Annotated in this window: 12 protein-coding genes; 6 read left to right on the forward strand and 6 right to left on the reverse strand. The window is 59.4% G+C overall.

From position 1 onward, the window contains the following. Positions 1 to 401 precede the first annotated feature (401 nt). The 6 genes from IF189_RS17905 (at position 402) to IF189_RS17925 (ending at position 6,085) form a co-directional block, all read left to right on the forward strand. Positions 402 to 1,076 (forward strand): heavy metal response regulator transcription factor, encoded by a 675-nt coding sequence (locus IF189_RS17905; RefSeq protein ID WP_007951475.1) that lies wholly within the window; start codon positions 402 to 404, stop codon positions 1,074 to 1,076. After that, positions 1,073 to 2,479 (forward strand): heavy metal sensor histidine kinase, encoded by a 1,407-nt coding sequence (locus tag IF189_RS17910; RefSeq protein WP_192552010.1) that lies wholly within the window; start codon positions 1,073 to 1,075, stop codon positions 2,477 to 2,479. Before IF189_RS17905 ends, IF189_RS17910 begins: the two co-directional genes overlap by 4 nt. Positions 2,480 to 2,863: 384 nt before the next feature. Next, the gene (locus tag IF189_RS29015) at positions 2,864 to 2,992 is read left to right on the forward strand and encodes a hypothetical protein (protein ID WP_263974432.1); all 129 of its coding nucleotides are present in this window, start codon (positions 2,864 to 2,866) and stop codon (positions 2,990 to 2,992) included. A gap of 50 nt (positions 2,993 to 3,042) precedes the next feature. Then, a complete protein-coding gene (locus IF189_RS17915; RefSeq protein ID WP_192552011.1) occupies positions 3,043 to 4,263 on the forward strand; it encodes a YcaO-like family protein in 1,221 nt (406 codons plus the stop codon). Next, entirely contained in the window at positions 4,260 to 5,210 is a 951-nt protein-coding gene (locus tag IF189_RS17920; RefSeq protein WP_192552012.1) for a class I SAM-dependent methyltransferase, read from the forward strand. Before IF189_RS17915 ends, IF189_RS17920 begins: the two co-directional genes overlap by 4 nt. Further along, positions 5,207 to 6,085: an alpha/beta fold hydrolase gene (locus tag IF189_RS17925; RefSeq protein ID WP_134827378.1), complete on the forward strand. Its 879-nt coding sequence runs from the start codon at positions 5,207 to 5,209 to the stop codon at positions 6,083 to 6,085. Before IF189_RS17920 ends, IF189_RS17925 begins: the two co-directional genes overlap by 4 nt. A gap of 43 nt (positions 6,086 to 6,128) precedes the next feature. Here the strand turns inward: IF189_RS17925 and IF189_RS17930 are convergent, their stop codons facing one another. From IF189_RS17930 to IF189_RS17955, 6 genes are read right to left on the reverse strand one after another with little or no spacing between them, the layout of a single operon-like run. Further along, positions 6,129 to 7,871 carry an ABC transporter substrate-binding protein gene (locus IF189_RS17930; RefSeq protein ID WP_085712410.1) on the reverse strand — a complete coding sequence of 581 codons (1,743 nt, stop codon included), beginning with the start codon at positions 7,869 to 7,871 and terminating at the stop codon, positions 6,129 to 6,131. 47 nt (positions 7,872 to 7,918) lie between these two features. Then, entirely contained in the window at positions 7,919 to 8,191 is a 273-nt protein-coding gene (locus tag IF189_RS17935) for a DUF2160 domain-containing protein (protein ID WP_039767461.1), read from the reverse strand. A gap of 10 nt (positions 8,192 to 8,201) precedes the next feature. Continuing rightward, positions 8,202 to 9,002 (reverse strand): carbohydrate ABC transporter permease, encoded by an 801-nt coding sequence (locus tag IF189_RS17940; protein ID WP_119428986.1) that lies wholly within the window; start codon positions 9,000 to 9,002, stop codon positions 8,202 to 8,204. A gap of 9 nt (positions 9,003 to 9,011) precedes the next feature. Further along, complete coding sequence (locus IF189_RS17945; protein ID WP_085712412.1) at positions 9,012 to 9,878, reverse strand: carbohydrate ABC transporter permease; 867 nt, start codon at positions 9,876 to 9,878, stop codon at positions 9,012 to 9,014. Beyond that, positions 9,875 to 10,984, reverse strand: coding sequence for an ABC transporter ATP-binding protein (locus IF189_RS17950; RefSeq protein ID WP_134827379.1), 1,110 nt, complete (start codon positions 10,982 to 10,984; stop codon positions 9,875 to 9,877). Before IF189_RS17950 ends, IF189_RS17945 begins: the two co-directional genes overlap by 4 nt. Continuing rightward, on the reverse strand, positions 10,984 to 12,078 hold the full coding sequence (locus IF189_RS17955) for an ABC transporter ATP-binding protein (RefSeq protein WP_192552013.1): 1,095 nt from the start codon (positions 12,076 to 12,078) through the stop codon (positions 10,984 to 10,986). Before IF189_RS17955 ends, IF189_RS17950 begins: the two co-directional genes overlap by 1 nt.

Here is a 12,078-nt window from a genome sequence, read left to right on the forward strand (position 1 = left end):
TTCCTTTAATCAAGAATCTTTGATTGCGCCACGGTAGGGTTTTGAACTTATCGACAAGGTGACTGGAAAATTACAAATCCGTTATCAACAGTTCATCGAAGTTGTTTTGCTCTAGGATTCCGGATTCGAATGGCGTTGTAGCAACACATGGAAACAAATACTGGTTAGTTATCTGCCGAACAGCACTTGCCGAAATCGAAGTCATGAAAAAACCGTTCTATTGCTGCGACAGGCTGTCGCGGACAGCCGGTTTAAAGGCCTTTAACGTTGACTCTGTAGCCACTACAGCCTTTACCTTGCATGCCATCCAGCAACAGAAACCGTCCGGAAGACCTTACAAAAACAACAACTTTCCTGGCCACCTTAATTAAATATCCATTGAATAAAAGTGGTGAAAGATCATGCGAATCCTTGTCGTCGAGGACGAGCTTAAAGCTGCCGAATACTTGCATCAGGGACTGACCGAAAGTGGTTATATCGTTGACCACGCTGTTAACGGCGCCGACGGTTTGCACCTGGCGCAACAACAGGTTTATGACCTGATCATTCTGGATGTGAATCTGCCGGAACTCGACGGCTGGAGCGTGCTTGAACAACTGCGTCGTACTCACTCCACCCGGGTGATGATGCTCACCGCACGCGGTCGCCTGGCGGACAAGATCCGGGGGCTGGATCTGGGCGCCGACGACTATCTGGTCAAACCGTTCGAGTTTCCGGAACTGCTGGCCCGGGTGCGCACCCTGATGCGCCGCAGCGAAAACATCCCGGTGCCGCAGGTACTCAAGGTCGCCGATCTGGAACTTGACCCGGGCCGTCACCGGGCGTTTCGCGGCACGCAGCGCATCGACCTGACAACCAAGGAATTTGCCCTGCTGCACCTGCTGATGCGCCAGTCCGGCGAAGTGCTGACCCGTACCCAGATCATCTCGCTGGTGTGGGACATGAACTTCGACTGCGACACCAACGTGGTCGAGGTCTCGATCCGCCGCTTGCGGGCGAAGATCGACGACCCGTTCGACAGCAAGCTGATCCACACCCTGCGCGGTGTCGGCTATGTGCTGGAGGCCCGGGAATGAAGCCGGCCAGCCTGTCGCTGCGACTGGGACTGACCGTCAGCATTCTCGGTGCATTGCTGGTGGTGTTTCTGGCGATCCTCGCGTATTTCGCCCTGACCCATGAACTAAATGCGTTGTCCCGGGACAGCCTGGAAAAGAAGATGGCGCAGGTGGAACACAGCCTGTCGCTGTACGTCGATGCCAATGAAGTCAGTGGCAAGCCGCACATTCTGCTCGATCAGGTCATGGGGCATGACAACCTGACGCTGACGATTTATGACCGGGGCAATTTGCGCTCACCGCTGCTCAAGTCCGGGTCGGGATTGACGGACCCACGGATTGAATTGAAAGCGGTGCGGGCGACAACCGATCAACTGACTTACACCGACAGCGCCGATGCCGAAGGCGCGAAATTTCTTACTGCCTCGAAGCTGATCCGCCTGAAGGACGGCAGCAACGTGCCGGTGCTGTTGTCGATGGACAATGCCCACGATCAGGCCCTGCTCAGCGCCTATTTGCGCTCGACGCTGATGGCCTTGCCGTTGCTGCTGGTGTTCATCGGCCTGACCGCCTGGGGCGCAGTGCAGCGTGGACTGGCGCCGCTGCGCGAGTTTCGCAAAGTGGCGGCCCGGGTGACCACCCAGGACCTCGACCACCGGCTTTCAGTGGTGAATATGCCTCAGGAACTGAGCGAACTGGCGCAGGGCATCAACGTCATGCTCGATCGCCTGGACAGCGGCGTGCAGCAGTTGTCGCAATTCTCCGATGACCTGGCCCACGAACTGCGCACGCCGATCAACAACCTGATGGGCAAGGCGCAGGTCACGCTCTCGCGCAAGCGTACGGTCGAGGACTACAAGGACGTGTTGGTGTCGTGCACTGAGGAACTGGAGCGCGTCGCGCGAATTGTCTCGGACATGCTGTTTCTGGCCCAGGCCAGTCAGCCGATGGCGCACGCGTCGTTCGAGCCGATTGCACTGGAAGATGAGGCGTTCAGGGTGGCCGACCTGTTTTCCCTGTCGGCGCAGGACAAGCAGATTCATCTGAAGGTGGTCGGCAGCGCCCGGGTGTCGGGCGACCGTTTGATGATCCAGCGGGCGATATCGAACCTGCTGTCCAATGCCCTGCGCCACTGCCCGCCCGGCAAAACCGTTTCGCTGTTCATTGAACAGTCACCGACACAGGTGGCGCTGCGGGTGAGCAATCCTGGTGCCGGCATCGAAGCGCAGCACTTGCCGCATCTGTTCGACCGCTTTTACCGGGTCGACAGCAGCCGTGCTCGCTCGCAGGGCAGCACCGGTCTGGGGCTGGCCATCGTGCGCTCGATCATGAGCCTGCATTCGGGCACCGCGCAGGTGCAAAGCCGTCCGGGGGCGATGACGGTTTTCAGCCTGGTGTTTCCCGTGTTCGCGGAAAAGCATTAAAGCCTTCAAGCAGATTTGTGCGGTGTTTTCTCAATCTTCGTCAGAAAAATCACCGCACAAGTGCGCCATACCTCCATGCAAATCCTTCAGTGCGATTTTGCGTCAGTCTCACGATGAATCGTCTGACATGGACAGGGAAAAACTTCGCAGACGATTGGTTCCTTATCGTTTCATTCGCCTTCTTGCACGCCGCTCCCGCCCCTCCAAAACAAGCCTTTGCGTTAAACCTGACGCGTCTATTCAAGATTTATCAGTACGTATTTCGGCGCGGGTAAAAACCGCGAACGGAAACGTCTGGATATTTTTGACCCCCTCGACACTGCCCTCTTAGATTCGGCTCGTGCTTGCAACAGCACACTCAAACAACAACCAAGGAGAAACCTCATGGGCTACATGGGCAGCTGGAACGCCAACCAGATCGACGAACTCGACGAACAGGAAACCCCTTCGGCCGAGCAGATCGAAGCACTGCAACTGACCGAAGAAGAACAGACGGAACTGAACGCCGAGTGACAAGACCCGCGAGGGCCGCGCGCCCTCGCGGGCTTTCCAGGAAGGTATCCATGGACAAGACAAGGATGGCCGAGCGTGAGCTGACGGCCGATCAGGCAGAGCGACGTATCCAGGCCGAGCTTGCACGCCTTGGCCTCACGCCGGTAACCCGCACACTCGGCAACAAGGTGGTCGCCGTTCAGGCGAGTCTTCACGGCAGCGACAATCGTCATGCCCGTGGCGGCGGCAAGGGTTATGCGGATCAGGCACACCTGGGCGCGCTGTATGAAGCGCTTGAGCATTATTGGACGGATGAACGCTTTGCGACCGATGTTCACCACGAGACGGAGCGCTATTTCAAAGACACACCGATCTTTGCCGATGACTCGCTTCTGCAGAGGCTCTGTCAGCAAAACGTGCGCATCCCCTGCAGGACCTACGTCTGTCCGCCGTGGCATGACCGTTTTTCCTATCCGGTTGCGCTGACTTCTCCCAACGGTTCACTTCAGCCTTCTTCACCGGACACGGCCGACTGCCGCGTGGTACGACGCTACGCCAGCAACAGCGGCACCGCCATTGGCGCCACTTACAGCGAAGCGATGCTGCACGCCACCAACGAATGCATCGAACGCGATGCCGTGTCGCTGTTTCTGCTCAACCATTTCTATTACGAAAACCACCCGCCCCTGCGACGGGTGGCCCGCCTCAGTGACGGCGATGACCTCGGTCGTCTGTGGACCGATGCCGAACAGGAAATCGGCGGCGAAATCGTGCTGGTGGATATCAGCAGCGAATTCAAGGCACGAACCTTTCTGGCCTTCACGACGAAGCCGGGGCCTCATCCACAGGTTTACGGCAGCGGCTGTTCACTCGACCCACGTCACGCCGCATGGCGTGCGCTCAGTGAACTGGTGCAATTGCAATTGAATGCCGCCGAGTCCGAATACCACCAGACGCTGACCAATGCACTACGCAACCTGCAGCCCTTCCCGCGCCTGCTGCGCTGCGCGCAATTTGATCCGCAGACGCTGTTGCATCGCTGCCCGCAACACGAAGTAGCGCTGCCCGGCGTCAGTGAGGACATGTCCGTGGACGATCAACTCCACTTGCTGACTCAAGACCTGCAAAGCCACGGCCGTACGCTGGGCGCTTCGATCCTGCAGCGAACCGAGCTCGGCACAACCCTGCTCAACGTGGTGATTCCCGGACTGGAGTGGTTCTTCGTGGTTTCCAGCGGCAACGTTGTCATCCCCCAGGCCCGGGGTCGTACTCTGGAGAGAACCGCCCCATGAACCGACTCGATCGCTCCCGGGAGCTGGCATTGGCAAGCTCCATGGCCCGACACCTGAACGAGAACGGTGGCGTCGGCCATTACCTCGAACCGCCAGGCAGCGGACTGCATCACGTATTTTTCCTGCGGGTGAATGGCGAGGTCTGGGTCGGCCGCAAGCGCCTGCAACGTGACCGGCATTTTCGATGGCAGGCCAGCAGCGTGCTCAAACCCTGCATGTTGCTGGGTCCGCATCTCCACTCACTATGGGGGGATGAAGGTTTGTCGATCGGCTATCGGACGGCCTCTGTCGAACAGAAAGCGCAGACCTTTGAACGAGCACTGCGTCTGGCTGACAGCGAGATTCTGTTCCCGTTTCCGATAGTTGACGCGGCAGGACGGGAAGTGGTCTGTCCGGCTGATTTCTGGCAATGCAGCGAATCACTGGCCGAACAATTGAACAACGATGAACAACACCTGCGCGAACAGTGCGCGGGGCTGCTCCAGGCAATCACCGAAACCGGCGCGTTGATCTACGACCCGGCCTGTTCGACGGGCGAGTTCATTGCCTACCTCGCCCGCGCCCTCCCTGACTGTCTGTGTCTGGGGAGTGATCGCTCAGCCTCAATGATTGAACACGCCCGACAAGTTCATGGGAGGACGTCAGTCGAGTTTCGTTTGCTCGATGCGCGTGACGCCTTTGATGCCGGAATTCACTGCGATGTACTGATCCTGCGTTTCCTCAATGCCGAAGTCTTGACCCGCCGGGAAGCCCGGGCCGCATTCGAATCACTGATCCGTTGCGTCAAACCTGGCGGCACCCTCCTCGTTTTCGGTCACACCCCGGTGCTGATCCCTGTCGTCTGGCTCGCCGCCGCCCACAAACTGCAACTGGAATCCAGCGTCGCGGCACGTCCGGGACAAATGGAACTGTTCCAGTTCTATCGCCTGAAGGTCGCGACCGCATGACGTTTTCCCTGCAAGGCAAAGGCTTTTACCCGACCGACGACGGTCATCAACTCTATTGGGAACGGCATGGGGTCACGGGAGGCGAACCGGTGTTTTTCCTGCATGGAGGCCCCGGCGGGCGAATCAGCCGCCATCACCTGGAATTCTTCGACCTGCGCCGTTTCGACATCATCCTGTTTGACCAGCGCGGTTGCGGGCGCTCGACGCCTTACGGCGAATTGCGCAACAACACCACAGGCCTGTGTGTCGAAGACATCGACGCTCTGCGCCAGCATTTCGGCTTCGAAAAGATCAGTGTGCTCGGCGTTTCGTGGGGCAGTTGGCTGGCGATCCAATACCAGCAGCGATATCCGCAGCACCTGCTGAAAACCACACTGGTATCAGTGTTCGTACCTTTCGCGACCAATGTCCGGGCGTACGACCGGGCTCTCAATGAGGGGCTGGCGCAATCGCCACCAGCGACCTCAAGCCATCGCGCCAAAGACATCTTCCGGATACTCGGCGAAGGCTGCCCGTTGCAACAGCGCGTCGCCGCCATCGAATGGTTGAATGCTGTTCTGCGCCGCACGGGCCAGACGGTTTGCCCCGGCACACTGGGGAGCTTCGTCGATCAGGAAGCGGTACTCGCCATCCGTCTGGAATTGCATTACCACCTTCAAGGCTATTTCTTCCAGCCAAGGGACCAGAAGCTGACCCTCGACGACAACACCCTGCTGATCCAGGGCATTCGCGATACCTTCGGCATGGCCAGCGTGCGCTGGCTCAGGCAACGCATGAACATTCACTGCCGTTTGCTGCATGCCGGGCACAACGCCTTCGAAAGCGCCATTCTCAAAGCCGTGCGCCGGGCGGTGAAACGTGAAATCGAGGGCTGAAAAAAACGACACCCGAAGGTGCCGTCCTGTCCCGCAAAAACGCTTACTTGCGTGCTGCCTCCCACGACTTGAGCAGTTCGTTGTAGCTCACGGTCTCGCCTTTCGGTTTCTCGTTGGCCAGTTTCGGCTTCGGTGCACCCGGCTGGTCGAACCAGTATTGCGCGTCGCGCTCGGGGTTCATTTTCGGGGCACAGGTGGCCTGGGCCTTGGAGCGCTCCAGACGGGTCATGATCGCGTCCTGATCCTTGGCCAGGCCGTCGAGCGCCTGTTGCGGGGTCTTGTCGCCGCTGGCGGCTTCGGCGATGTGGCTCCACCACAGTTGTGCCAGACGTGGGTAGTCCGGCACGTTGGTGCCGGTCGGCGTCCATTGCACCCGCGCCGGGCTGCGGTAGAACTCGACCAGACCGCCGAGTTTCGGTGCCAGGTCAGTCATGGCTTGCGAGTTGATGTCCGACTCGCGGATTGGCGTCAGGCCGACGATGGTTTTCTTCAGCGACACGGTTTTCGAGGTCACGAACTGCGCGTACAGCCAGGCCGCGAGTTTCTGTTTCTCAGGCGTGGACTTCATGAAGGTCCAGGAACCCACGTCCTGATAACCCAGCTTCATGCCCTCTTCCCAGTAAGGACCGCGCGGCGATGGCGCCATGCGCCATTTCGGTGTGCCGTCGGCGTTGACCACCGGCAGACCCGGTTTGGTCATGTCGGCAGTGAACGCGGTGTACCAGAAAATCTGCTGAGCGATGTTGCCCTGGGACGGCACCGGGCCGGACTCGGAGAAGGTCATGCCCGCCGCTTCCGGTGGCGCGTAGGCCTTGAGCCAGTCCACATACTTGGTCGTGGCGAACACCGCCGCCGGGCCGTTGGTATCGCCACCGCGGGTCACGCTGGAACCCACCGGGTGGCAGTCTTCGACGCGGATGCCCCACTCGTCCACCGGCAAGCCGTTGGGCAGGCCCTTGTCGCCGCCACCGGCCATGGAGAACCAGGCGTCGGTGAAGCGCCAGCCCAGGGACGGGTCTTTCTTGCCGTAGTCCATGTGCCCGTAAATGCGTTTGCCGTCGATTTCCTTGACGTCTTCGCTGAAGAATTTGGCGATGTCTTCATAGGCGGACCAATTCACCGGCACACCCAGGTCATAACCGTATTTTTCCTTGAACTTGGCTTTCAGGTCGGCGCGTTCGAACCAGTCGGCGCGGAACCAGTACAGGTTGGCGAATTGCTGGTCGGGCAATTGATAGATCTTGCCGTCCGGCGCGGTGGTAAAGGAAATGCCGATGAAGTCCTTGATGTCGAGGGTCGGCGAGGTGAAGTTTTTGCCTTCGTTGGCCATCAGGTCGGTGATCGACTCGGTCTTGCCATAGCGAAAGTGTGTACCGATCAGGTCCGAGTCGTTGACCCAGCCGTCGTAGATGTTCTTGTCCGACTGCATCACCGTCTGCATTTTTTCCACAACGTCGCCTTCCTGCAGCAGGTCGTGGGTCAGCTTGATCCCGGTGATTTCGCTGAAGGCCTTGGCCAGCACCTTGGATTCATATTCGTGGGTGGTCAGGGTTTCCGAGACGACCTTGATGTCCATCCCGCGAAACGGCTCGGCGGCCTTGATGAACCACTTCAGCTCTTCAAGTTGCTGCTCCGGTGTCAGGGTCGACGGCTTGAACTCGCTGCCGATCCATTTTTTTGCCGCGTCCTCGTAGGCATCGGCCCAGGCGGATGCGCTCAAACCGCTGAGTGCCAGCATGGCTGCCAATGAAATGCTATGTCGCAGCTTATTGTTTTTGTCGAACATAGAGACCTCCTGTTTAAGTTCTGGAGCACGATTGCCGAGCGATTCGACTAGCCCCAACGCATCACAGCCAACAGCCACACCAGGGACAACGCGGACGCTACCCAGATGCTCCAGTCGGTTACGCCGATCACCAGCAGATGCAGGTAGGCGCTGCCGAGAAGACCGATGAACAAGCGATCGCCACGGGTGGTGGCAATCGGCAGAAACCCTCGCCGCAAGATGCTCGGCGAGCGCAGCTCCCAGGTGGTCATGCCCACCAGGATCAAACCAATCACGATGAAAAATGCCGCCGTCGGGACGGTCCAGCTCATCCATTCCATCATCAGTTCCTCAGACCCGGCCCAGGGCAAAGCCCTTGGCCACGTGGTTGCGAACAAACCAGATCACCAGCATGCCCGGCAGGATGGTCAGCACCCCCGCCGCTGCCAGCACGCCCCAGTCGATGCCGGACGCCGACACCGTGCGCGTCATCACCGCCGCGATCGGCTTGGCATTCACCGAGGTCAGCGTGCGGGCCAGCAGCAGTTCGACCCAGGAAAACATGAAGCAGAAAAACGCTGTCACCCCGATGCCGGAACCGATCAGCGGGATGAAAATCTTCACGAAGAACTTGGGAAAGCTGTAGCCATCGATGTAGGCGGTTTCATCGATTTCCTTGGGCACGCCGGACATGAATCCTTCGAGAATCCAGACCGCCAGCGGCACGTTGAACAGGCAGTGCGCCAACGCCACGGCGATGTGGGTATCGAACAGGCCAATCGACGAATACAACTGAAAGAACGGCAGCAGAAACACTGCCGGCGGCGCCATGCGGTTGGTCAGCAGCCAGAAGAACAGGTGCTTGTCACCGAGGAAGCGGTAACGGGAAAACGCGTAAGCCGCCGGCAATGCCACGCTCAGGGAAATCACCGTGTTCAGGCTCACGTAGTACAGCGAGTTGAGATAACCGGTGTACCAGCTCGGATCCGTAAAGATCACCTTGTAGTTGTGCAAAGTGAAATCCTGGGGAAACAGCGTCAGGCCGCCGAGGATTTCGGTGTTGCTCTTGAACGACATGTTCAGCAGCCAGTAGATCGGCACCAGCAGGAACAGGATGTAGAGCAGCAGTGGGATCACTTTTCTCTTGCTCATGGCCGGGCCTCAGCGGTTGGCATCGCTGTGGGTCATGGCGGTATAGAACAGCCAGGACACCAGCAGGATGATCAGGAAGTACACCAGCGAAAACGCCGCCGCCGGCCCCAGGTCGAATTGGCCTACAGCCATCTGGGTCAACGTCTGACTCAAGAAGGTCGTGGCATTGCCCGGCCCGCCGCCGGTGAGCACGAACGGCTCGGTGTAGATCATGAAGCTGTCCATGAAGCGCAACATCACCGCGATCAGCAGCACGCTCTTCAGTTTGGGCAACTGGATGTGACGGAACACCGCCCACGCCGAAGCCCGGTCGATCCGCGCCGCCTGGTAATACACATCGGGAATCGCCCGCAGCCCGGAGAAACACAGCAGCGCCACCAGCGACGTCCAGTGCCACACGTCCATCACCAGCACCGTGACCCACGCATCCATGGTGTTGGCCGCGTAGTTGTAGCTGATGCCCATGGCATTGAGGCTCGATCCCATCAAACCGATATCGGCGCGGCCGAAGATCTGCCAAATGGTGCCAACCACGTTCCATGGAATCAGCAGCGGAATCGCCAGCACGATCAGCACCACCGATGACCAGCGGCCCTTGGTCGGCATGGTCAGCGCAATGGCAATTCCCAGCGGAATTTCGATCAGCAGCACACACGCCGAATAGATGAACTGGCGCAGCAACGAGTCATGCAGACGCGGATCAAGCAGCACCTGCTTGTACCAGTCGGCGCCGACGAAGTAGCGGCTGGACTGATCAAAGATGTCCTGCACCGAGTAATTGACCACGGTCATCATCGGTATCACCGCACTGAAGGCCACCAGCAGGAACACCGGCAACACCAGCCACCAGGCCTTGTTGTTCTGCACCTTGTTCATGGCTGCACCTCTTCGCTGGCTTCAAGCAGGAATTCATCGGCGTAGACCATCAGCCACTGCGCCGGAAAGCTGATGTACGACGTGCCCTGGGGCACCGGTTTGTCTTCGGCCAGACGCACCTTCAGTGCTGCGCCGTCCAGATCCAGGGTCATGATCTTGTAGGTGCCAAGGTCTTCGACGTGTACGACCCGCGCCTGCATCGCGTCATCGAACGGCTCGTCCCACACATGAATGAACTCAGGGCGGATGCCGACTTTCAGATTTTTCCATTGGCCGTGTTCGATATGGCGTTGCAAGGCGTCGGAAAGCGGCAGATGGGTCGAGTTGAAACCCACCCCGCCCGGTTGCGGCTGCACCTCGATCAGGTTCATTCCGGGGCTGCCGATGAAGTAGCCGACAAAGGTGTGGCTCGGCCGCTCGAACAATTCCCGGGGTGTGCCGAACTGCACGATCTGGCCGCCGTACATCACCGCAATCTTGTCGGCGAAGGTCGAGGCCTCCAGCTGATCGTGGGTGACGTAGACCATGGTGATGTTGAATTGCTCGTGGATCTGCTTGAGCTTGCGCCGCAGTTTCCACTTCAGATGCGGGTCGATCACCGTCAGCGGCTCGTCGAAGAGGATCGCCGAAACGTCGTCGCGCACCAGACCACGGCCCATGGAGACTTTCTGTTTTTCGTCAGCGGTGAGGTTGCGCGCCTTTTTGCTCAACAGGTTTTGCAGGTCGAGGACTTCGGCGATTTCCTGCACTTTGCTGTGGACTTTGGCCTCGGCCATGCCCTGATTGCGCAACGGGAAGGCCAGGTTGTCGAACACGGTCATGGTGTCGTACACCACCGGAAACTGGAAAACCTGGGCGATGTTGCGCTTCTCCGGGGTCAGGTCGTTGACCGCTTTGCCGTCGAACAGCACATGACCCTGAGACGGGCTGAGCAGGCCGGAAATGATGTTGAGCAAGGTCGACTTGCCGCAACCCGACGGCCCGAGCAAGGCATAGGCACCGCCCTGCTCCCAGATGTGATCCATCTCGCGGATGGCGTAGTCTTCCGGTCCGCCCGGGGTTTTGCTGTAGCTGTGGGCAAGGTGTTGCAAACGGATTTCGGCCATCAGGCAACCCTCGCGACACGCCGGCCCGGCGCCTGCACCAGACGGCCCTGCGCATCGAACACAAACAGTTTATGGGTCGGGATATAGATGCGGATCGGCGCATCGACGTCGTATTCGTGAACGCCGGGCAGGTGCAGCACCAGCAGGAAATGCTCGTTGCGCACGTGCAGGAAGGTTTCCGAACCGCTGATCTCCGCCACCTCGACGGTCACGGCCAATTCGAGGTCGTCATCGTTGCTCGGCACCAGCGAGATGTGGCTCGGACGCACGCCGAAACGGAACTCGCCCTCGCCCACCGGCCGCAGGTCAACGTTCAACGGGAAGTGCACGAAGTTGGCGAAACTCACTTCGTTACCGGCGATGCGCCCCGGCATCAGGTTGATCGGCGGCTCGGAGAACAATTCCGCCGCCAGCACCGTTTGCGGCTGGTGATAGACCTCGGTCGAGGGACCGCTCTGGATCACCCGGCCTTCGTGAAGAATGGTGGTCGTACCGCCCAGCGCCAGCGCTTCGTTGGGCTCGGTGGTGGCGTAGATGGCGATGGTGTGGCGCGCCTTGAACAGCTCGCGCATTTCCTGGCGCAGTTCTTCGCGCAGTTTGTAGTCGAGGTTGACCAGTGGCTCATCGAACAGGATCAGTTCGGCATCCTTGACCAGCGCCCGGGCCATGGCGGTGCGCTGTTGCTGGCCGCCGGACAGCTCCAGCGGATAGCGCTTCAGGAACTTCTCGATGCGCAGCATCTTTGCGGTTTCCTGCACCTTGCTCTGGATCTGCTCGTTAGAGATCCCGGCTTGGCGCAGCGGCGAGGCGATGTTTTCGAACACCGTCATGGTCGGGTAATTGATGAACTGCTGATAGACCATCGACACGTTGCGCAGACGCACCGGGCGTTGGGTGACATCGACGCCGTTCATCAGGATGCGGCCGCTGTCGGGCTTGTCCAGACCGGCCATCAGGCGCATGAGGCTGGTCTTGCCGGACAGCGTGCGCCCGAGCAGGACGTTGAAGGATCCGGCTTCGAATTTCAGGTTTGCATCGTCGATCCAGGTCTGGCCCTCGACGGTGCGGCTGACGTGCTCCAGGGTGAGTGACAT

The sequence above is a fragment of the Pseudomonas sp. IzPS59 genome (assembly GCF_014863505.1).
Taxonomy (GTDB): domain Bacteria; phylum Pseudomonadota; class Gammaproteobacteria; order Pseudomonadales; family Pseudomonadaceae; genus Aquipseudomonas; species Aquipseudomonas kribbensis.